Annotated in this window: 22 protein-coding genes; 9 read left to right on the top strand and 13 right to left on the bottom strand. The window is 71.4% G+C overall.

Features of this window, described 5'->3' with window-relative positions; all coding sequences use genetic code 11:
• Window positions 1–50: 50 nt before the first annotated feature.
• Both GUY59_RS30265 and GUY59_RS30260 read right to left on the bottom strand, forming a co-directional pair.
• The gene (locus tag GUY59_RS30265) at window positions 51–923 is read right to left on the bottom strand and encodes a TIGR03619 family F420-dependent LLM class oxidoreductase (protein WP_138203435.1); all 873 of its coding nucleotides are present in this window, start codon (window positions 921–923) and stop codon (window positions 51–53) included.
• Window positions 920–2,167 (bottom strand): LLM class flavin-dependent oxidoreductase, encoded by a 1,248-nt coding sequence (locus tag GUY59_RS30260; protein WP_138203433.1) that lies wholly within the window; start codon window positions 2,165–2,167, stop codon window positions 920–922. The genes GUY59_RS30265 and GUY59_RS30260 overlap by 4 nt, the downstream gene beginning before the upstream one ends.
• Window positions 2,168–2,254: 87 nt before the next feature.
• Here GUY59_RS30260 and GUY59_RS30255 point away from each other — a divergent pair, with 87 nt between their 5' ends.
• The 4 genes from GUY59_RS30255 to GUY59_RS30240 all read left to right on the top strand — a co-directional run bounded on the left by GUY59_RS30255 (window position 2,255) and on the right by GUY59_RS30240 (window position 6,922).
• A complete protein-coding gene (locus GUY59_RS30255) occupies window positions 2,255–3,064 on the top strand; it encodes a TIGR03619 family F420-dependent LLM class oxidoreductase (RefSeq protein WP_138203431.1) in 810 nt (269 codons plus the stop codon).
• A 21-nt stretch (window positions 3,065–3,085) separates the two neighbouring features.
• On the top strand, window positions 3,086–4,612 hold the full coding sequence (locus tag GUY59_RS30250; protein ID WP_138203429.1) for a serine/threonine-protein kinase: 1,527 nt from the start codon (window positions 3,086–3,088) through the stop codon (window positions 4,610–4,612).
• Between the two features lie 99 nt (window positions 4,613–4,711).
• The gene (locus GUY59_RS50910) at window positions 4,712–6,706 is read left to right on the top strand and encodes a protein kinase domain-containing protein (RefSeq protein WP_138203427.1); all 1,995 of its coding nucleotides are present in this window, start codon (window positions 4,712–4,714) and stop codon (window positions 6,704–6,706) included.
• 57 nt (window positions 6,707–6,763) lie between these two features.
• Complete coding sequence (locus GUY59_RS30240; protein WP_138203425.1) at window positions 6,764–6,922, top strand: DUF6203 family protein; 159 nt, start codon at window positions 6,764–6,766, stop codon at window positions 6,920–6,922.
• 18 nt (window positions 6,923–6,940) lie between these two features.
• Here the strand turns inward: GUY59_RS30240 and GUY59_RS30235 are convergent, their stop codons facing one another.
• The 4 genes from GUY59_RS30235 to GUY59_RS30220 are packed head-to-tail and all read right to left on the bottom strand — an operon-like array spanning window position 6,941 to window position 11,133.
• Window positions 6,941–7,747, bottom strand: coding sequence for a carbohydrate ABC transporter permease (locus GUY59_RS30235; protein WP_138203423.1), 807 nt, complete (start codon window positions 7,745–7,747; stop codon window positions 6,941–6,943).
• The gene (locus GUY59_RS30230; RefSeq protein ID WP_201761521.1) at window positions 7,737–8,660 is read right to left on the bottom strand and encodes a carbohydrate ABC transporter permease; all 924 of its coding nucleotides are present in this window, start codon (window positions 8,658–8,660) and stop codon (window positions 7,737–7,739) included. The genes GUY59_RS30235 and GUY59_RS30230 overlap by 11 nt, the downstream gene beginning before the upstream one ends.
• Complete coding sequence (locus GUY59_RS30225) at window positions 8,657–9,907, bottom strand: ABC transporter substrate-binding protein (protein ID WP_138203421.1); 1,251 nt, start codon at window positions 9,905–9,907, stop codon at window positions 8,657–8,659. Before GUY59_RS30225 ends, GUY59_RS30230 begins: the two co-directional genes overlap by 4 nt.
• The gene (locus GUY59_RS30220; RefSeq protein ID WP_138203419.1) at window positions 9,904–11,133 is read right to left on the bottom strand and encodes a Gfo/Idh/MocA family protein; all 1,230 of its coding nucleotides are present in this window, start codon (window positions 11,131–11,133) and stop codon (window positions 9,904–9,906) included. The genes GUY59_RS30225 and GUY59_RS30220 overlap by 4 nt, the downstream gene beginning before the upstream one ends.
• Before the next feature lie 100 nt (window positions 11,134–11,233).
• Between GUY59_RS30220 and GUY59_RS30215 the strand changes: the two genes are divergently transcribed.
• Window positions 11,234–12,331 (top strand): ROK family transcriptional regulator, encoded by a 1,098-nt coding sequence (locus tag GUY59_RS30215; protein WP_138203417.1) that lies wholly within the window; start codon window positions 11,234–11,236, stop codon window positions 12,329–12,331.
• Here the strand turns inward: GUY59_RS30215 and GUY59_RS30210 are convergent.
• Window positions 12,328–12,891, bottom strand: a complete 564-nt coding sequence (locus tag GUY59_RS30210; protein WP_138203415.1) for a TetR/AcrR family transcriptional regulator — start codon at window positions 12,889–12,891, stop codon at window positions 12,328–12,330. The two genes, GUY59_RS30215 and GUY59_RS30210, sit on opposite strands and share 4 nt — an antisense overlap.
• Window positions 12,892–12,989: 98 nt before the next feature.
• Between GUY59_RS30210 and GUY59_RS30205 the strand changes: the two genes are divergently transcribed.
• Window positions 12,990–15,209, top strand: a complete 2,220-nt coding sequence (locus GUY59_RS30205) for an MMPL family transporter (protein ID WP_138203413.1) — start codon at window positions 12,990–12,992, stop codon at window positions 15,207–15,209.
• A gap of 10 nt (window positions 15,210–15,219) precedes the next feature.
• Here GUY59_RS30205 and GUY59_RS30200 read toward each other — a convergent pair whose 3' ends face one another.
• From GUY59_RS30200 to GUY59_RS30190, 4 genes are all read right to left on the bottom strand, one after another.
• Window positions 15,220–15,534, bottom strand: coding sequence for a hypothetical protein (locus GUY59_RS30200; protein ID WP_132639266.1), 315 nt, complete (start codon window positions 15,532–15,534; stop codon window positions 15,220–15,222).
• Window positions 15,535–15,630: 96 nt separating this feature from the next.
• Window positions 15,631–15,807 carry a hypothetical protein gene (locus GUY59_RS49120; protein ID WP_236667644.1) on the bottom strand — a complete coding sequence of 59 codons (177 nt, stop codon included), beginning with the start codon at window positions 15,805–15,807 and terminating at the stop codon, window positions 15,631–15,633.
• Between the two features lie 45 nt (window positions 15,808–15,852).
• Window positions 15,853–16,125: a hypothetical protein gene (locus GUY59_RS49115; RefSeq protein ID WP_236667643.1), complete on the bottom strand. Its 273-nt coding sequence runs from the start codon at window positions 16,123–16,125 to the stop codon at window positions 15,853–15,855.
• A 69-nt stretch (window positions 16,126–16,194) separates the two neighbouring features.
• Window positions 16,195–16,836, bottom strand: a complete 642-nt coding sequence (locus GUY59_RS30190) for a dihydrofolate reductase family protein (protein WP_236667642.1) — start codon at window positions 16,834–16,836, stop codon at window positions 16,195–16,197.
• 177 nt (window positions 16,837–17,013) lie between these two features.
• On the opposite strand from GUY59_RS30190, the gene GUY59_RS30185 reads away from it, so the two are divergent.
• Entirely contained in the window at window positions 17,014–17,256 is a 243-nt protein-coding gene (locus GUY59_RS30185) for a hypothetical protein (RefSeq protein WP_138203411.1), read from the top strand.
• A gap of 35 nt (window positions 17,257–17,291) precedes the next feature.
• On the opposite strand, the gene GUY59_RS30180 is transcribed toward GUY59_RS30185, so the two are convergent.
• Window positions 17,292–18,380 carry an alcohol dehydrogenase catalytic domain-containing protein gene (locus tag GUY59_RS30180; RefSeq protein ID WP_138203409.1) on the bottom strand — a complete coding sequence of 363 codons (1,089 nt, stop codon included), beginning with the start codon at window positions 18,378–18,380 and terminating at the stop codon, window positions 17,292–17,294.
• Between the two features lie 227 nt (window positions 18,381–18,607).
• Here GUY59_RS30180 and GUY59_RS30175 point away from each other — a divergent pair, with 227 nt between their 5' ends.
• Entirely contained in the window at window positions 18,608–19,111 is a 504-nt protein-coding gene (locus tag GUY59_RS30175) for an ATP-binding cassette domain-containing protein (RefSeq protein WP_138203407.1), read from the top strand.
• On the opposite strand, the gene GUY59_RS30170 is transcribed toward GUY59_RS30175, so the two are convergent.
• Complete coding sequence (locus GUY59_RS30170) at window positions 19,099–19,833, bottom strand: dienelactone hydrolase family protein (RefSeq protein ID WP_138203405.1); 735 nt, start codon at window positions 19,831–19,833, stop codon at window positions 19,099–19,101. The genes GUY59_RS30175 and GUY59_RS30170 overlap by 13 nt on opposite strands.
• A 261-nt stretch (window positions 19,834–20,094) precedes the next feature.
• Between GUY59_RS30170 and GUY59_RS30165 the strand changes: the two genes are divergently transcribed.
• On the top strand, window positions 20,095–20,639 hold a 545-nt coding region (locus GUY59_RS30165; RefSeq protein ID WP_161714773.1), incomplete at its 3' end, for an alpha/beta hydrolase.

Below are 20,639 nucleotides of genomic sequence, written 5' to 3'. Positions count from 1 at the left end.
GAAGGTTATCGCCCCCTTCCGGCCGCCTTGCCCCTCGGACGCGCGTGGGTTCAGAGCTTGGCGATGACCTCCTCGGCGAACCGTTCCATGGTGGCGATCTTGAGCTCCAAGGTGTCCTCGCCGTACCGGGACTTCTCCTCCGGGGTGGCCAGCCACCACGGCGCGGCCAGCGTCCCCGTCACGCCCTTCGCCGCGAAACGCCGGTAGGTGCCGGCGTCCGGCAGCACCGCCAGCGGCGCGATGATGTCGAACGGCTCCACACTCCTGCCGTTGGCGTCGAGGTGGCGGCGGAGCGTGTCGAGCACGGGGTCGAGCTGCTCCTCGGTGTAGATGCGGTTGCCGATCCACCCGTCGCCCAGCCGGGCCGCCCGGCGCAGGGCGGCCTCGCTGTCACCGCCCACGTGGACGGGGATGCGCCCGGCCGGGACGGGGGAGATCGACAGGGCGGGCAGGCCGTCCAGGGTGACCGTCTCGCCCGCCCACAACGAGCGCAGCACGGGCAGCATCTCGTCCAGCCGCCGCCCCCGCGTGTGGAAGTCCTGGCCGGTCGCGACGAACTCCTCCTTGCACCAGCCCACCCCCACCCCGAACGTCACCCGCTCCCGCGACAGCACCGCCGCCGTGGACACCTGCTTGGCCACGGTGAACAGGTCGCGGACCGGGGCGATGTAGACGTTGGGGGCGAAGCGCAGCGACGTGGTCACCGCCGACATGGCCCCGATCGTCACCCACACGTCCGGCCAGTGCGTCCGGGCGTTCCAGCGGGGCCGCCCGGACTTCGAGTACGGGTAGGGCGTCTCGAAGTCGGCGTAGAAGAGATGGTCGGACAGCGTCAGCGTGTCGAAGCCGCACCTCTCGGCGGCTCGCGCCAGCTCCACGAACTGGTCGGTGTCGGAGAACGAGGCCCCGAGCCACATCTTCATCGGAACTCCGGGGCGACCTTGGTGGCGAACAGTTCGAGGTTGCGCTTGACCGTGTCGAGCGGCAGCACGCCCTGCTGGCCCTGCATGTAGAGGCCGAACCACTCCAGGTCGGGCATCCGGTCGAGCATGCGCTGGATGCCGCGCTTGACGTCGTCGGGGGTGCCGAAGAGCGCCATCTCCACGTCGTTCATGCGCTTGGCGTCGCCCTTCTCCGGGGAGATGGGCTTGTGTTTCTCGTCCTCCTTCTTCCGCAGCACCTCGAGGTAGCCGAAGGGGCCGAAGAAGGCGGCGAAGTCCTTGGGGATGCTGCGGCCGAACGTGTTGATGGCCTCCTCGGTGGTGTCGGCGATGCCGACGATCTTGAGGATGCCGGTGTGCTCGCCCAGCTTGTAGTGGCGGCCCTGTTTGGCGGACTCCTCCTGGTAGAGCCTGGCCTTCTGGGCGTGGTCGTCGGGGTTGGGGGTGAACATCCACGGCAGGATGTCCTCCTGGGCGGCCCTGATGACCGACCGGTCGGAGATCGTGAACGGCTGCCACAGCTCGGGGTGCGGGTTCTGGTACGGCCTGGGGCAGACGGAGACGGCCTGCACCGTGCCGTCGTCGGCCAGTTCGCCGGGCGCGCCGAAGGTCCTGGTCCACTCCTGGGCCGGCCAGCCCTCGATGCCCTCGTACGGGTAGGGCACCTGGTAGTCCAGGACGTCGGACTTGTAGCGCAACGTCTCCTGGGTCCACGCGAGCTTCATGATCTTCAGGACCTCGCCGAAGACGTCGAAGTTGCGGGTGTCGGAGGCCGAGCCGTCGGAGCGGGCGGCGGCGGCGTGCCAGCGCTGGCCCAGCACGTTCATCCAGCGGTTCTGGTAGCCGCGGGCGACGCCGAGGCGCAGCCGTCCCTTGCAGAACTGGTCGAGCAGCGCAACGTCCTCGGCGGCCCTGATCGGGTCCCACGCGGGCAGCACCAGGCCGAGCGGCGCCAGCAGGATGCGCTCGGTCCTGGCCGCCAGGTCGGTGAGGAACATCAGCGGGTTGACCGAGAACTCCATGCCCTCCGAATGGAAATGGTGCTCGGTCATCATCAGCGCGTCGAACCCGACCTGGTCGGCGTGGACGGCTATCTCCCGCACCTCGTGCAGCAGCCTCTGGTACGACTCCGTGTCACGCCCGATGGGCCGCTTGGCCTTGGCGTTCTCCTCGGCCGCGTAGCCAGAGCCGGGAATCTGCGGATTCAGGAAGATAGAGAACTTCACCGTTGGGCCTCTCTCCGCGGATGGTCTTCTGCAAGGTACTCTGGAAATCTTAACCGAGCAATCGCTTGGTCACGATGGGAGGTTCCCATGAGGCTCGGGGTCACGATGTTCGCGACGGACCTGGCCATGCCGGTCCAGGACCTGGCCAGGGCGGCGGAGGAGCGCGGCCTGTCCTCCCTCTACCTTCCCGAGCACACCCACATTCCGGTCTCACGCCGCACCCCTCCCGCGGGCGGGCAGCCGGAGCTGCCCGAGGAGTACAAGCGCACCCTCGACCCCCTCGTCGCCCTCTCCTTCGCCGCCGCCGCGACCGAGCGGCTGCGCCTCGGCACCGGCATCCTGCTCGCCGCCCAGCGCGACCCCATCGTGACCGCCAAGGCCATCTCCACCCTCGACCATCTGTCCGGCGGGCGCGTGGTGGTCGGCGTCGGGTTCGGCTGGAACGTCGAGGAGATCGAGAACCACGGGGTCCCGTACGGCCGCCGCCGCGAGGTCGCCAGGCGCAACGTGCTGGCGATGCGGGCGTTGTGGCGCGACGAGGTGGCCTCGTTCGACGGGTTCGAGCCGTCCTGGTCCTGGCCCAAGCCGGTGCAGGACCTCCCCGTGTACGTGGGCGGCGGCGCGGGCCCGGCGTTGTTCGCGCACGTCGCCGAGTACGCCGACGGCTGGATGCCCATCGGCGGCCACGGCGTCAAGGCGGCGCTGCCCGCGCTGGGCGAAGCCTGCGAGAAGGCCGGGCGGCCGATGGCCGAAGTGATACCGTTCGGGACAAGGCCGACGAAGGAGAAGCTCGACTACTTCGCCGGTCTCGGCATCGAGGAGGCGGTGGCGGCGCTGCCGAGCGGGTCCGCGGACGAGGTGCTGCGCTTTCTCGACCAATACGCGACCCTCACCTGAGGACGGGCATAATGGCGACGTATGTCCGAGCTTCGTGCCGATGATCCGCGGCGACTGGGGCCGTACCGGCTGACACGCAGGCTCGGCCAGGGCGGCCAGGGCGTCGTGTACCTCGGCGAGTCCCCGCAGGGCGGCAAGGTGGCGATCAAGCTCCTGCGCGCCAGCCTGTCGGGCGACCCCGACGTACGCCGCCGCTTCCTCGGCGAGGTCGAGGCCGTGCGCCGGGTGGCGGCCTTCTGCACGGCCCAGCTGATCGAGGCCGACCTCGAAGGCGACCGGCCCTACCTGGTCAGCGAGTACGTCGAAGGGCCCTCGCTGCGCGAGCACGTGATCGCCGAGGGGCCCCGCCAGGGCGGCTCGCTCGACCGCCTGGCCATCGGCACCGCCACCGCCCTCGGCGCCATCCACCGCGCCGGCGTCGTGCACCGCGACTTCAAGCCGGGCAACGTGCTGCTCGGCATCGACGGGCCGCGCGTGATCGACTTCGGCGTGTCCAGGCTCGTCAACACCACGGCGACCACCGGCCACATCCCTGTGGGAACCCCGGCCTACATGGCGCCCGAGCGTATCCACGGGGAGCCCGCGGGGCCGCCCGCCGACCTGTGGGCCTGGGGACTGACCGTCGCCTACACCGCCAGCGGCCGGCACGCCTTCACGGCGGAGACCCACCGGGAGGTGCTGGCCAGGGTCCTGTACGGCAAGCCGGACCTGGGACCGCTGCGCGGCGCGCTGCGTGAGATCGTGCAGGCCTGCCTGGCGCCCGAGCCGGGCGACCGGCCGAGCGCCGAGGAGGCGCTGCTGCGGCTGCTGGGGCAGCAGGCGGCCGGCGAGCAGGACGTGCTGACGTCCGGAGCCATGGCCGCCGTGGGCGTCGCCGGACAGGACGTGCTGAGGTCCGGGGCCATGGCCGCCGTGGGCGTCGCCGGGCAGGACGAGATCGTGATCACCGATCCCGACCCGACGACGAGTTTCCCCGTCGTACGCGTCCACGAGACGGCCGGCGCCTCCGCCCGCCGTGACACCGCGGGGCAGGTCGGAGCGTCCGGCCGGATGGGCTCGCAGACGGGCGGCACCGCGCCCGGTGGGGCGGACCTCGCCGGCCGGGAAGCGGACGGCGAGGTGCGAGCCCCTGGAGCGCCGCCGAGGCGGATGCGGCTCTGGCAGGTCGTCGTGGCGCTGGCCGGGCTCGCCATGGGCGTGGCCGGGTTCGTGTTCTGGTTGCGCGGCGCCGAGGGCTCCGGCCTGGAAGGCACCTGGACGGGCTCGGCCGAGCACCCCACCGCGAAACGCGTCTTCCCCGTCGAACTACGCGTACGCGAAGACGGCGTCGGCGCGATGCGATGGGGAGCGGATCTGCACTGCTCCGGACGGATCGGGGAGACGGGCAGCCGGCTCGTGTTCACCCTCGATCGGGTGGAGGGCAAGGAGTGTCATCCGGGGACGCTGAGGCTGCTCCCGACGGGCGACACTAACCAGATGGCCATCAAGGTCACCCGCCACGGTGAGGATGAGGTTACGTATTCGGGCAAGGTCGCCCGTACCTCCTGACCTGCTGTATCACGGTCAGGCAGCGAATCGCCTGAGCATGGTTGACTGCAGGCGGCCCGTTGCCTTCAGTAGAGAACAGGCGGCGAGGGGAGGGTGCCCGTGCCTACGGCACAGCCGCTCAGGACGGGGGACCCGCAGCAGCTCGGGGAGTACACACTTTCCGGGCGCCTGGGCGAGGGCGGTCAGGGTGCGGTGTTCCTCGGAACGAGGGGCGGGGAAAGATACGCGGTCAAGCTGCTGCACGGACCGGTGGGCGACGAACGGGCGGCGTTCCTGCGGGAAGTGGAGCTGGCCAAGCACGTCGCGCGGTTCTGCACGGCGCAGGTCATCGACGCGGGGTTCGACGAGGGCCGACCCTACATCGTGAGCGAATACGTCGACGGCCCCTCGCTGCAGCGGGAGGTCGCGCTCACCGGGCCCCGGCGCGGCGGCGCGCTCGAACGGCTCGCCGTCGGCACCGCCACCGCGCTCCTGGCGATCCACCAGGCGGGGATCGTGCACCGCGACTTCAAGCCCCAGAACGTGCTGCTCGGCCCCGACGGGCCGCGAGTGATCGACTTCGGCCTGGCCAAGGCGCTGGACGCGGCGGCGACGGTGAGCGGCAGGGGCGTGGGGACGCCCGCGTACATGGCGCCCGAGCAGATCACCGCGTCGGCGGTCACCGGGGCGGCGGACGTGTTCTCGTGGGGCGCGACGATGTGCTTCGCGGCCAACGCGACGGCTCCGTTCGGGCAGGACTCCGTCGCGCCCGTGCTGCACCGCATCCTGACCGCGCCGCCCGAGCTCGGCCTGCTGGACGGCCGGCTGCGCACGCTGGTGGAGTCGTGCCTGGACAAGGACGCCCGCAACCGGCCGACCAGCAGGGAGCTGCTGTTCGCGCTGCTGGGCGACGCTGACGGTGTGCTGAGCTCGCCGCCCGCCCCCGTCCTGCGGACCGTTTCGCCGCTGGTACCCGAGCCGCGCACGCCGATGGCCGAGCCGGAGGCGACGGGCGCGTCCGGCGGTTACGTCCTGCCCGGCTCGCCGGACTCGGCGCCTGGAGAGGCCAGCGGGGACGTGCGGGGAGGCTCCGGCGCTCAGGGCCCCCGTACGTCAGGGAGCGCCGGGTGGGCGCGGGTGGGACGGCCGCCCGAGGCGTCGCGGTCCGGGCCGGGCACGTCCACGGGACAGACCCCGAGGCGGGGCTGGCCGAGGGCCGCCGTCGCGGTCTGCGCGGCGCTCACGGTGAGCGCCGCCGTGCTGCTCACCGTGCTCATCCCGACGTTCGACCAGCAACGGGGCGCGCAGGCCGGGCCGCGGCTCCCCGGCACGCAGCCGCCGGTGCTCACCCAGTCGCCGATCGGCGAGTCCACCCCGATCAGGACCAGGTCGTCCCAGAAGCAGAGCGCGCCCCCCTCGACGCCTGTCTCGAAGCCGCCCCCGGTGACCCGCCCGGCCACCGTGCCGGTGCCCTCGCTGGTCGGCATGAGCAAGGGCGCGGCGACCAAGGCGCTCAAGAAGGCCGGCCTGGCACTGGGCGCGGTCACCGAGACCGACTCGCCGGAGAAGATCGGCCGGGTGCTCAGCACCGAGCCCGCCTCCGGCGCGGAGGCGGCCACGGGCAGCGAGGTCGCGCTTGAGGTGTCGAAGGGGATGGCGGTGCCCTCGGTCACCGGCAAGCGGCGCGAGGTCGCCGAGACCGCCCTGACCGACGCGGGTCTCGCCGTCGGGACGATCGGCCACACCTGCTCCGAACAGCCCAGCGGGCAGGTGGTCGGCAGCGATCCGGGAGCGGGCAGCCGCGTCGCCGGCGGCACCGCGGTCAACCTCACGCTGTCCCGCCGCGGCACGGCCGTGCCGCCCGTCGTCGGCCGGGCCAAGGCCGACGGGCGGGCGGCGCTGCGGGACGCCGGCTTCCAGGTGCGGGAGCGGGGGCAGATGGTGGAGGACGAGGCGCGGGTCGGCACGATCCTGCGCCAGAGCATGAAGGCCGGCAGTTGCGCCAGGCCGGGAGCTGCGGTGCTGATCGTCGTCGGCGTGGCCGGTCAGACGGGCCCGCCGGACCCCGGTGAGGAGCCTTCGCCGACCCCGAGCGGCCAGGTCCCCGGCGAATGACGCGGTTCGGCGGCAGCCGGGGGCGTGCGCCGTCCGTACCGGGGCAGTTGAGGGCTCATGACGAAGCTCTTCAAACTCATGGCGGCGCGCTGGCTGGCCCGGACCCCCTGGGGCCTGGCCCTCCTCGGGGTCGGCTGGTTCCTGAACCGGCGGCGCAGGCGGCAGCGCGAGGAGGAGACGCGGCGTTCGCAGCGGCAGGTGACCACCCACCGGTGACCCGCCCGGCCCGCGCGGTCACTTGAGCGCGCCCGCCGTCAGCCCCGCGACGATGCGGCGCTGGAAGAACAGCACCAGGAGCACCAGCGGGATCGTCACCAGCACGCCCGCCGCCATCTGCGTGCCGAACGGCGTGTCGAACTTGGCTGCCCCGGTGAACTGGGCGATCCGCACCGTGGCCGTCTGACGGGACTGGTCGTTGACCATGGTGACGGCGATGATGAACTCGTTCCAGGTCGCGATGAAGGCCAGGATCGCCGTGGTGAAGACACCCGGCGCCGCCAGGGGGAGCATGACGCGGCGGAAGGCGGCGAAGGCGGTGCAGCCGTCGATCATGGCCGCCTGCTCCAGCTCGTACGGCAGTTGCCGGAAGAACGTCGTCAGGTTCCAGATGGTCAGCGGCAGGGCGAAGGACATCGACGGGACGATCATCGCCTGGTACGTGTTGATCCAGCCGATCGTCGTGAACAACTTGAGCAGCGGCACGATGAGCAGCGCCCCGGGGAACATGGACACGGCGATCACCAGGGCCAGGATGGCGTTCTTGCCGCGGAAGACCAGCCGGGCCAGCGCGTACGCCGCCATGGTGCCGACCAGGAGGGTGACCGCCGTGGTCGTGCCCGCGACGACGAGACTGTTGACCAGCGACCGGCCGAAGCCCATGCCCTCGGCGAAGACCGCCTCGTAGCTCTCCAGCGACCACGGCGCGGGCAGCGGCGACTTGTCGTGGATGTCGGCCGTGCGGCGGAAGCTCGACACCACCATCCAGTAGAACGGCACGAGACAGTACAGCGCGATGCCGATCATCCCGGCCCTACGCCACATCGCGGGCCTCCTTCCCGCGCGAGCGCACGTCGCTCAGCAGGTCGGCCCCGAGCAGCTTGACGAACACGAACGCGATCACCGCGATGTAGCAGAACAACGCCGTCCCGTACGCGGACGCGGGCCCGTAGTGCACCCGGGTCGCCTCGTCCCAGATGAGCCCCGAGAGCGTCTCCACGGACTGCTTGCGCGGCCCGACCAGCACGTACGGCAGGTCGAAGATGCGCAGCGCGTCCATGAGCCGGAACAGCACGGCCACCAGGAGGGCGGGCTTGACCAGCGGCAGCGTGATGCGCCAGAAAGTCTGCCAGGGGGTCGAGCCGTCGACCTTGGCGGCCTCGTACACGCTGGACGGGATGATCTGCAGCCCGGCCAGCACGAGCAGGCCGACGAAGGGTGCGGTCTTCCAGGTGTCGGCGACGATCACGGCGAGCTTGGCCCAGGGGCCGTCGGCGGTCCAGAGGATGTCGGTGCCGAGCAGGGTGTTGGCCACCCCGTCCGCCTGGAAGATCCACTTCCACATCAGGCCCGCGACCGCGGTCGGGACCGCCCACGGAATGAGAATGCTCGCCCGCAGGACCGCCCGCCCCCTGAAGGCCCGCCGCATGACCAGCGCCATGGCCATCCCGAGCACGACCTCCAGCGCCACGGTCACCACGGTGAACAGGGTGGTGTTGAGCGCGGCGTTCAGGAAGCGCTGCTCCACCACGCCCGCGTAGTTGGCGAGCCCGGCGAACCATTCGCCCTCCACGACGAACCCGTCCGCGTCGAGCCGCTGGCCGCTCTCGTAGAACGACTCGCGCATGGCCGCGACCAGCGGGTAGAAGACCACGAGCGCCAGCAGGACCATCGTGGGTGACAGCATGGCCGCGGCCGTCCACGACTGGCCGCGCGGCGCCGGGTGGCGCGCTCTCACGTCAGCAGCGGGCCGAGGGCCGACTGCAGCTCGGTCAGCGCCTGGTCGACGGGCTTGTCGCCGGTGACGATGGCGTACGCGGACTCCTGGATGGCGGCGGTCACGTCGCCGTACCTGACGGCCGCGGGGCGCGGTACGGCGGCGAGGATGCCCTCCTTGAGCGCCGGCAGGTACGGGTACTTCTTGACCAGCTCGGGGTCTTCGTAGATCTCGGTCCGCGCCACCGGCATCGAACTGGTCTGCGAGAACGCCTTGATCTGGGCGGCGCTGGTCATGAACGCGACGAAGTCCCTGGCGGTCTGCTTGTGCTTGGAGAAGGCGGAGACGGCCAGGTTGTTGCCGCCCAGCGTGCCCGCGCCGGGGCCGTTCAGCCCGGGGATGGGCGCCACGTCGAACTTGCCGGCGACCTCGCTGGAGCCGTCGGTCTTCTGCGCGGACTCGTAGCCGTAGGCCCAGTTGCGGTAGAAGAGCAGCTTGCCCTCCTGGAAGGCGACCCGCCCCTCTTCCTCCTTGTACGTGATCGCCTCCTTAGGGATCATGCCGCTGGTGAACCCGTCGGCGAGGAACCGCGCCGCCTGCTTCGCCGCTTCGCTGGTGACCTGGGGTTTGCCGGCGTCGTCGAGCAGCCGGCCGCCGGCCGAGGAGACGGCCTCGGCGAAGTTCACGGTGAGGCCTTCGTACTTGTCGAACTGGCCGGCGTAGCAGCTCATGCCCTTCTGTTCGGGCAGGACGTCCGCGCAGATCCGCTTCATCTCGTCCCAGGTCTTGGGCGGCTCCTTGACCAGGTCGGTGCGGTAGTAGAGCAGGCCGGTGCCGGTGAACAGCGGCATCGCATAGAGCTTGTCGCGATATTTCACTGTTTCGATGGTGGTGGGGAGGAAGCCGGTCGTGTCCAGCTTCAGTTCGTCCACCCACCGGTTCGCGGCGAACTCGCTGGTCCACACGGCGTCGATGAGGATCACGTCGCCGGTGTCCGACTTGGTCTGCGCGCTCTGGATGAGCTTGCGGCGCTGCTCGTCGGCGCTCTCCGGCAGCAGCACGACCGTCGCCTTCTCGTCCGGGTGCGCGGCGTTCCAGGCGTCGACGATCTTCTGTACGGACTCGGCCTCGAACTTGCCGCCGAGGAACGTGATCGGGCCGCGCCCGCCGCCTTCCTGCTCGGCCGGAGCACTCGCGGGAGTCGTCGAGCCGCAGCCTGCCAGTCCCGCGCCGAGCACCAGCGCGGCGGCGATGTGGGTTGCCTTCAACGGGGGGTTCCTTCCAGGGATACGGTCTCGCCGCGCAGCCGCGACCGCTCGGCCGCCCAGGCGATGAGGTGGCTGTGCAGGCTCTCGCCGGGCGAGGAGAGGATCGGCGCGCGGTCTCTCGTGGCCACCGCGGTCAGGAACGCCTCGACCAGCGCCCGGTCGCCGCCGCCGTGCCCGCCCCTCGCCGTCGCGTCGCCGGTGGGCCGGGTGTCGACGGTCTCCGAGCGCCCGGTGACGAAGTCGGTCACGGTCAGGCGGTCGCCGTCGCCGTCGATGGAGCCGTGGGTGCCGAAGACGCGGGTCTGCCGGTGCAGCGCCGGGGTGAACGCCGTCATCGTGAACGCCGCCGTCGCGCCGCCCTCGAACTCCAGGTTCACGACCTGGTGGTCGACCACGTCGTTGTCGCAGGCGTAGACGCACCTGCCGTACGGGCCGGTCCTCAGCGCCTCCAGCACCCCCTGCTCGGAGACGTCGTCGGTGATCACGGCCAGCGGCCACTCGTCCGTGCCCGCGAGCGGCAGGTAGATGCGCTTGGCCGAGTAGGGGCAGCCCCGCTCGGCCGGGCAGTCGAGGCAGCGGTCGGCCGCGTCCTCCGGACGGTTGTCCGGGCGGAAGTGCTTCAGCCCGCCGAACGACGAGACGCGGGTGACCTGCCGGCCCGTCAGGTACACCAGCCAGTCGAGATCGTGGCAGGACTTGGCCAGCAGCATGAACGTCGACTCGTCGGCCCGCCTCCAGTTGCCCCGCACGTACGAGTGCGCCTGGTGCCACCAGCCGACGGGCTCCAGGTGCTGGATGCTGACGATCTCGCCGATCCGGCCCGCGTCGAGCAGCGCTTTCAGCGCCCTGGTGTACGGCGTGTAGCGCAGCACGTGGCAGACGGCGAACACCGCGCCGGAGCGTTCGGCGGCTCGTACGATCGCGTGGCAGTCGTCCTCCGAGACCGCCATCGGCTTCTCCAGCAGGATGTCGTAGCCCAGCTCGGCGAAGCGCACGGCCGGCTCGACGTGCTCGCGGTCCTGGGTGGCGATGACGACCGCGTCCGCCTGGCGGGGCAGCGCGGCCAGCTCGCGCCAGTCGGCGTACGGGGTCGCGTCGGGGAAGCCGGCGCGGCGGCGGGCGAGCGGGTCGGCCACCGCGACCACGCGCGCCCGGCCGGTCTCGACGGCGTGGCCGGCGTAGGAGGCGCCCCGTGAGCCCGTGCCGACGATGGCGAGCGTGACCATCCAGCTCCCTCACTTATGTAACCATTTCACGTATGTCGGCTGATGCTAAGATCCGGGCTGGTAGTCGTCAATAGGGAAGTTATGGGGAAGGGTCTCATAAGTGACCGAGCTCCGGCCGGGTGACGCGTCGCTGCTGCGCAAGGTGAACACCCAGGCCACGCTCAGGGCCCTGCGCCGCGAGGGCGTGGCCACACTGACGCAGCTCGGCCGCATCACCGGCCTGTCCAGGCAGACGGTCGAGGCGGTCCTCGACGAGCTGGGCGAACGCGGCTACGTCAAGGAGGTGCCGCCCGACGAGGGAGCGATGGGGCGGCCCGCGCGGCGTTTCGGGTTTCGCGCCGACGCCGGTCATGTGGTGGGCGTGGAGGTCGGCGGCGACACCATCGTGGCCGCGCTGGCCGACCTCGGCGGCGAGGTGATCGCCTGGGAGTGGGCCGAGGTCGACGCCGACGCCGCCGCCCACGAACGCCTGGACGCCGCCCGCCGCGCCTGCCTGGCCTGCGTGGACGGCGCCGGCATCGCGCGCACCCGCGTGTGGGCCGTGGCGGCGGGCACCTCCGGCATCGTCGACCGTACCGGGCGCGTGTCGTTGTCGATCACGTTGCCCGGCTGGACGGGCGTCGACCTGGCGGGCCTGGCCGGGCGCTGGTTCGGCTGCACCGCGCTGGCGGCCAACGACGCCAATCTCGCCGCGCTCGCCGAACACTGGTGCGGCAGCGCCCGGCACGCCTCCGACGTCGTGTACGTCATGATGGGCCGCCGGGTGGGCGCCGGCATCCTGATCGGCGGCCGGCTGCACCCGGGCCGCGCGGGGGCGGCGGGCGAGATCGGCACGCTGCGCCAGGTCGGCTGGGAGGACGCCGCCCGCGAACTGGTCAAGGACGCCTCCGCGGCCGAGGTGTTCGAGGCGGCGCTGCGCGGCGACGGCGACGCCCGCCGCCGGGTCGACCGCTATGCCGAGACCCTCGCCATCGGCGCCTCGGCGCTCGCCCTGGCCGTCGACCCCGACCTGCTGGTGCTGGGCGGCGGCCACGCACGGGTGGGCGACGTGCTGCTCGAACCGGTTCGGCGGCACCTGGCCGAGCTGTGCGTGAGCGTTCCGGAGGTGGTGGCGTCCACGTTCGGGGACGAGGGGGTGGCGCTGGGGGCGGTACGTCTCGCGCTCTCCCACGTGGAGCAGGAGATCCTCGGCCTCTAGCCGCCCTGTTCGGAGGGTGATGCATCCCGCCAGATCGCCTGGCAGGACTCCAGCATGGCGGCCCTGACCTGCTCCTCCGGCAGGTCCATGGTCTTGACGGTGCCCCACTGCAGCGCGCCCAGCAGGGCCCACCCCTTGAGCCTGGTCTCCGGGCCGGGGTCGTCGCCCACGAGCTTGGCGAAGATCTCGTCCCTGAACGTCCTGATCACCGCGCGCTCCGAGCCGGGCGAGACGGGGGAGACGGAGTCGTCGCCCGCCAGGTCCTCCATGAACAGGCGGATCACCGAGCGGTAGCGCACCGCGAACCCGACCAGGGCCTCGACGAAGTCGTCCCGGCTCTCGTGGCCGGTGCCGAGCAGCGCCAGCATGTCGTCGGCCGCCGGCGAGAGCAGTTCGGCCGCCAGGCGGTCCTTGGGGTGGAAGTGGTAGGCGACGGCGGTCTTGGTCAGGCCGACGGCGGCGGCGATGTCGGCCAGCGACGTGGCCGCGTAGCCGCGCTCGGCGAACAGTTCGCGGGCGGCGGCCAGGATCCGGGTGCGGGTGTCGTCGGCTGTGGTCATCGTCTCATTTCCCTATGGGAGACAGCCTTCCCAATATGTCCCGCTTTATCGTAGTGCTGTACGACCGTACTGGACGGCCGTCGAGTGGGGGCAGAGCGATGACACGGTTGCTGGGACGGCTGGGCGGCTGGTGCGCGGGGCACGGGCGTGCGGTGCTCGCCCTCTGGGTGGTCCTGGCGGCCGCGCTGATGGGCGGCAGCCTCGTGTTCGCCGCTCCCACCACCAACGACGCCAGCATCCCCGGCACCGACGCGCAGCGCGCGCACGACCTGATGAAGACCGGCTTCGGGCCCGGCCATGCCGGCGGCGGCACGGTGCAGCTCGTCCTCTACGCCGCCGACGGCCGCCTCACCGACGCCGCGCGCAAACGTGCCGTCGAGCGGGCCGTCGACCGGCTGCGGGCCATGCCGCACGTCGTGCAGGTCGACTCGCCGTACCGCGCCGGCGGGATCGCCTCCAACCTGCAGATCGGGCTCATCGGCATCCGCATGGAGGGGCACGACAGCGGCAGGATCGCCGAACTCGCCCAGAGTCTGTCGAAGGCCGCGGACCCGGCGCGGGCCGCCGGGATCGAGGTGGTGCCCGCGGACAGCTCCACACCCGCCGACAAGGAGATCAAGACCGGGCCCAGCGAGGTCATCGGCGTGGTGTGCGCGCTGCTCGTGCTGGTGTTCGCGTTCGGGACGCTGGTGGCCGCGCTCATCCCGATCTTCACCGCGCTGGTCAGCGTGGCCTCGGGGCTGGGCCTCATCGGGCTGCTCGGGTGGGTGGTCGACATGCCCAAGCAGGCCGGCATCATGGCCACGATGATCGGGCTCGGCGTGGGCATCGACTACGCGCTGTTCCTGCTGTCCCGCCACCGCCGGCTGCTCGCCGGGGGAGTGCCGGTCGTGGAGTCCGTACGCCGTACCGTGTCCAGCTCGGGCGGGGCCGTCGTGTTCGCCGGCGGCACCGTGATCATCGCCTTGAGCGCGCTGACACTGGCCGGCTTCCCCCTGCTGGCCACGCTCGGCTGGGTCACCGGCATCTCCGTCGTCGCCGCCGTACTGACCTCCATCACGCTCGTCCCCGCCCTGCTCGGGCTGCTCGGCCACCGCGTCAACGCGCTGAAGGTGCCGTTCCTGCGCGGCGCCGACGGGGCCGGCGCCGGATGGGCCGGGCTCGGCCATTGGGTCGCCCGCCGGCCGTGGCGGGTGTTGTTCGCCGGCGTGCTCGTCCTGGGAGCGCTGGCCGCGCCCGCGCTGGCGCTGAAACTCGGTCCCCTCGACGAGGGGTACGGCACCCAGGGGTCTGAGTCGCGGCGGGCGTACGAGCTGATGGCCGCCGGCTTCGGGCCCGGCGCGAACGGGCCGCTGATCGTGGTCGCCGAGCTGCCCTCGAAGGTCGCCGACTCCGGCGACCCCATCGTCGGCCACGTCACCCGCGCCGTCGACGACGTCGAGGGCACCGCCCACGTCGGCGAAGCCAAGGTGAACACCTCCGGCCGGTCCGTCCTGCTGCAGGTCGTCACCGACTACGCCCCGAGCGACCCCCGCGCCGCCGACGTGGTCAGGGACATCAGGGACGTCGTGCTGCCCGGTGTGGACCTGCACGTCGGCGGCGAGGTCGCCGGGCTCACCGACGCGGGCGACCGCATGGCCGAACGCACCCCGCTGGTCATCGGCGTGGTCGTACTGCTGAGCGCGCTGCTCCTGCTGCTCGCCTTCCGCGCGCCCATCGTCGCGGTCAAGGCGGCGGTGATGAACCTCGTCTCGCTCGGGGCCGCGTTCGGCGCGCTGGCGATGGTGTTCTCCATCGGTCTGGGCAGCGGGCTCGTGGGCATGGACCCGCCGGCCGGCTCGTCGTACCTGCAGACCATCTTCTTCTCGGTGCCGATCGAGAGCTACGTGCCGCTCATGTTGTTCGCGGTGCTGTTCGGGTTGTCGATGGACTACGAGGTGTTCCTGCTGACGGCGGTGCGGCAGGCCTACCAGCGGCACGGCGGCAACGCGCGGTCGGTGGCGGAGGGGCTCGGGTCGACGGGCCGCGTCATCACCTCGGCCGCCCTCATCATGGTGGCGGTGTTCGTCGCGTTCGTCGCGTACCCGGACCCCCTGGTCAAGACGTTCGGCGTCGGGCTGGCCGTGGCCATCGCGGTGGACGCCACCCTCATCAGGGGCTTTCTCGTGCCGGCCACCATGGTGTTGCTGGGGCGGCTCAACTGGTGGTGCCCGCGCTGGCTCGACCGCGTCCTGCCGAACCTGTCGGTGGAGGGTCACGAGGAGGCCGACGAGACGCCGGCCACGCCGCGCCGCGAGCCCGCCGGGGCGGGCGTCTGAGGCCCGCCCGTCAGTCGGAGTCGGTCAGGTTGCAGGCGGGGACCCACCCCACGACGCCGGTCGCCACGTTACGGCCGTGATACCACAGGGTGCTCTGGAAGAAGTCGCAGCGGTAGAGGCCGTGCTCCTGCGACCGGTCCGACTCGAACCCCTGGCCCGCGTAGCCGATGCCGGCGCGGCCCGAACCGGCCCTGGGCTCGGTCCAGATGACCACGCCCCGGGCGCCGAAGTCGTGGACGTCTCCGGCGACGGCGGACTGGGTCTGCATCCCCGTCATGACCAGCCCTGTGAGCGCCCCGGCCATGGTGACGTTCCTGATGTGCACCGGCTCTCCTCTCCGTGGTGTAGGTAACACACGGTAAGAGATCCGTCACGCATCGTTCCAGTGGCTTTGCCTGACCTCGACCGGGGAGCGTCGACGTCACACCATGCACCGGTCGTGGCGCAGGTAGGGCTCCGTCCACTCCTCCGGGCTCAGCTGTCGGCCGGTGGTGGCGATCTCGGCGAGCTCCTCGAAGTACGACTCCCGCGGGGCGCCCGGCGTGAACAGGATCAGCATCGTGGCCGGCTCGCCCGACTCGTTCTTGAAGGCGTGCACGCCGCCCTCGGGCAGGAACAGGAAGTCGCCCGGCCTGCCGTCGGTTCACTTGTCGCCGTTGTAGAAGCGGATCGTGCCTGACAGCACGTAGAACGACTCGGTCATGGTGCGGTGGAAGTGCGGTTCGGGGCCGCCGGGGCGCGGGCCCATCTCGTACCGGTAGAGGCCGTACGCGCCGTTCGTGGAGCCGCCCGTGGCGAGGTAGTGCACCTGCGTGCCTCCCACCCCCATGAACAGGTCCGGCTCGCGGCCGGAGAGCGCGAAGGTGCCGCTGTGCTCGCCGGTCTCGCCGAAGTAGCGGGGCTCGGGATAGGACATACCGCCTCTTCTGATCTTTTGGAGGAAGTCCAGGAACCCGCCGCCCGGGCAGCCACTGCGGGGAGGCGGTCACGCGTGCAGGGTGGGCCGGTAGATGAGCTCCTGGATGCTGCCGTCGAGCGTCCGCGTCTCGATCAGCTCGAGGTCGAAGTCGGCCGCGTTCTGGAAGATCGGGGAGAGTCCGGTCCGGCCTGTGATCACCGGAAACAGCGTCACGTGGACGCAGTCGACCAGACCGGCGGCCATCAGCGCCCGGTTCATCGACAGGCTGCCGTGCGAGCGCAACGGCACCTCGGACTCCTCCTTCAGCCGCGCGACGACGTCGACGGCGTCACCGCTCACGACGGTCGCGTCCGGCCAGTCGAGGGATCCTTCCAGCGTGGTCGACACCACCGTCGCCGGCAGGTTCCTCATGCGCGTGACCCACGGGTCGCGCACCTCGGACTCCTCGGTGCTGGAGGCCAGCATGCGCGCGAACGCCCGGTAGGTGTTGGCCCCGAAGACCATCCGCTGGTCCTCGTTGTACAGGGCGAGGCGGTGGTTCAGGAGCTCGGGGCCCTGCTTGCCCCAGTAGCCGGTCCAGTCGCCGCCGGCGCCGCCGAAGCCGTCGAGGCTGGAAAAGACGTCGAAGGTGTAGGTCACGGTCATGCTGCTCTCCCGGGAACGGTCGATCGTGTCGGGATATGGACCGGCGGCCACGGCGAAAATCATCGCTCCATCCGCGGTTCGCGTCGTGAGCTCCGATCTCCTGCCGAGAACTGGTCGGGAAATACGCGAAAGTCGCAGAGCAGAATGGCCGCTCACGACCTGGTCTCATCCGTACCACCGGAGCGGGCCGGTTGGAGCCCTCAGAACGACATCGCGAAATGGTCTTACCCGATGGTGCACATGAACAAGGGCGCTCTCATCGCTCCCTGGCTGAAAGCCGACACGCCTGGCTTCGCGGATGGCCGGGAGCCGGCCCGCGCTGAAGGGGTGCGCAGCATCACGCTGGAGCACGGAGGCCGTTACTGCATCAAGACAACCGAGGGTAAGGCGGCCTACTTCCACGTGAAGGAAGTGTCCCAAGGCGCTTTCGCGGGCGACCTGATCGTTCGGGAGGAGGCGAACCCCACGCGCGACGGGTCTTAGCGCGCTTTCGGCAAGCCGGCGAGGGTCTCGGGGTTTCAGAAGGTGATGACCGTGCGGGCGACGGTGCCCTGGCGGACGTGGTCGACGGCCTCGTTGATCTGGTCGAGGGGCAGGCGTTCCGTGATGAGGCCGTCGAGGTCGAGGCGGCCGCGGAGGTACTGCGCCGCGAGCATGGGCAGGTCGCGGTGGGGCGCGGCGTCGCCGCCCTGGGTGCCCATGAGGCGGCGGGAGGCGAACAGCAGGCCGGTGTCGATCTGCGCGGGGTGGCCCTGCGGTGGGCTGCCGACCATGACCGCCGTCCCCCCGGGCCGGGTGACGGCGAACGTCTGTGACAGCACGCCGGGGGCGCCGGTCGCGTCGAAGGCGTAGTCGACACCGCCTTTCACGAGTTCCCCCACCTGCCCGGGCAGGTCCGTGGCCAGGAGGGTGTGGGTGGCGCCGAAGCGTTCGGCCAGGTTCAGCTTCGGTTCGGCCACGTCGGCGGCGATGATCGTGGTCGCCCCCGCGAGCACCGCCCCTTGAATGACGTTGAGTCCGACGCCGCCGCAGCCGACGACGAGGACGGTGGCGCCGGGCGGCACCTTGGCGACGTTCGTGACGGCGCCGACGCCGGTGACGACGCCGCAGGCCAGCAGGCACATGGCGGCGGAGGGCGCGTCGGCGGCGATGCGTACGCACATGGTCTCGGCGACGACGGTGTACTCGGCGAACGAGCCGATGCCGATGAAGCGGCGGGTCTCCTGGCCGTCGAGGGTGACGCGCGGCGGGCCGCCCATGATGGTGGGGAGCCGGGCCGGGCCCGAACAGAGGTGGAAGTGGCCCGCGCCGCACGGGCGGCAACGGCCGCAGGGGCCGTTCATCGCGATGATGACGTGGTCGCCGGGCTTGACGGTGGTCACCCCGGTGCCGGTGCTCTCGACGATCCCGGCGCTCTCGTGTCCGAGGATGTACGGCGGCCGGCTCGCCACCGGGCTCTTGCCGTCGATGGCCTTGAGGTCGGAGCCGCACACGCCGGATGCCTTGATGCGTACGCGCACCTCGCCGGGGCCGGGGTCGGCGATCTCGACCTCGCGGACTTCCATGGGGGCGTGGAACCTGGTCAGGACGGCCGCGCGCATCAGCATGCGCCAAACGGTAACCCGGCGCCGAAGTTGTGAGCAAGCGGTTGCTCGGGAGCCCGTTGACACCCCTGCCGGCCGAACTTACGCTCACCGCGAAACCAAGCGAGCGCTAGGCCAAATCGCTAGGGAGGCCCTCATGGTACGGCACCAAGGACGCCGAGGTCGGCGCTGGCTGTCGGCGCTGCGGTCGACGGCGAACGGCTGACCGCCGCCTACCTGGGAGTGAGCTGATGCTGGCCGTCGAAGGGGTGTCCGTGGCGTTCGGCGGGGTCAGAGCGCTGGACCAGGTGTCGTTCGAGGTCGGTGCGGGCCTGGTGTGCGGCGTGATCGGGCCGAACGGAGCGGGCAAGACGACGCTGTTCGACGTGGTGTCCGGGCTGTGCAGGCCGAGCGAGGGACGGGTCAGGCTCGCCGGGCGGGACCTGACCGGCATGTCACCGGTCAGGCGGGCGCGGGCCGGGCTGCGCCGTACGTTCCAGCGCACCCGGGTGTTCGGACGGCTCACCGTGGCCGACGACGTGCTGGCCGCGCTCGACTGGCACGGCGGAGGCGGCGGGATCGCCGCCGACCTCGCCGGATGGCCGGGCAGACGGCGGCGCGAGCGCGAGCGCCGCGAGCGCGTCTCCGAGGTGCTGGAGTCGTGCGGGCTCACCCCGCTGCGCGACGCGTACGCCGCCGCGCTGACCGTCGGCCGGCGCCAGGACCCCGTCGTCAGGGCCGCCTATCTGGGCTGAGCGTGACGCTCGGTGAAGGACAGGATGCGCTTCCACGCGTCCTGGCAGGCCTCGGCCCACTCGCCGTACGAGCGGTCGAAGAACGAGTGCGGCGCGCCCTCGTAGACGTGCGTCTCGTGTTCCGTGCCCACCCGGTCGAGTGTGGCCTCGTACGCCTCGAACTCCTCCGGCGTCGAGACCGTGTCGGCCCCGCCCCTGAGGAGGAGCAGCGGCGCCCCAGGACCGTCCTGCGGCGGGTCGATGAAGCGCAGCGCGCCGTAGAAGCCGATGCCGCCGGCCAGGCCGTTGCCCTCGGCCGCCTGCCGCCACGACTGGGAGCCGCCCATGCAGAAGCCCACCGTGAACACCGGCCCTCTGTCCGACAGCTCCTCGGTCGCCGCCCTCACATCGGCTCTGATCCCTTCGGGGGTGAGCTGGTTGACGTGCGTCATGAAGTCGAAGTCGTCGTCGCGCTCGCCGCCGTCCGCCGTGCGGCCGAAGTAGTCGATCGCGATCGTGGGGAATCCCGCCTCGGCGAAGCGTACGGCGAGGTCGCGGTAGAAGGGATGCAAACCGCGTACGTCGGGCAGGATCACCACGCACCGCCCGTTCGGCTCTGCGGGCTCGGCCCGGTAGGCGAGGAAACGGTTGCCGTCGGCGGCGGTCAGCTCTATCTGCTCATGCGAGGCCACCTCCCCCTGGACGGGCGGCGCCGGTGGTCTGCTGTCGGTCGAATGGCACATCCCGACAGCATGCCCAGGGCGTTGGGGCGATATCCAGCCCTCAGCGGGGGCGCGTCGGCGGTTTCGCGCCTGGCGGAGCGGTCGTGGCGGTGGTTGGCCTTCTTCGGGCAGGGCTGAGCTATCGGGATTCGCGGTAAAGACGGCCGCTCCGGCGTCGGCGGGTTCGAGGGGCGAATTGTGACCCGGCGCCTGTTGTGCGACATGGGCGGGGCCCATGAACATCGGGGAAAAGCCCGCAACATCCCGCGGAAAGGAAAGCTCATGGCGTTCCACGCCAATCTCGACCCCGAGCTGCGTGCGGCCCTCGAACAGGCGCCCCTGCCGGAGATGAACCTGTCCACACTGTCGTACGAGGACCTCGCCCGGTACCGGGCGCAGATCGACGAGGCCCTGGGGGTGCAACCGGTCCTGGAGACCGACGTGGTGATCGAGGACCGCCACGTCCCCGGGCCGTCGGGCGCCCCGGACGTCCGGTTACGGATCTACCGCCCGGCAGGGAAGGGAGGGAGGCGGCCGGCGCTCTACTGGATCCACGGCGGCGGGATGATCTTCGGTCGACCGGAGATCGACGACGCGTCGATGGTCGGGTTCGTCGAGCGGCTCGGCATCGTCGCGGTCTCCGTCGACTACCGGCTCGCGCCGGAGCACCCGCATCCCGCCCCGGTCGAGGACTGCTACGCCGGGCTGGCCTGGACCGCCAAGAGCGCGGGCGAGCTCGGCATCGACCCTGACCGGCTGGCGGTGGGCGGGGCCAGCGCGGGTGGAGGGCTGGCCGCCGGGACCGTGCTGCTGGCCAGGGACAGGGG

It is taken from the genome of Nonomuraea sp. K271, from assembly GCF_009908215.1.
Taxonomy (GTDB): Bacteria; Actinomycetota; Actinomycetes; order Streptosporangiales; family Streptosporangiaceae; genus Nonomuraea; species Nonomuraea longispora.
This window is presented reverse-complemented; position numbering and strand designations above follow the sequence as displayed.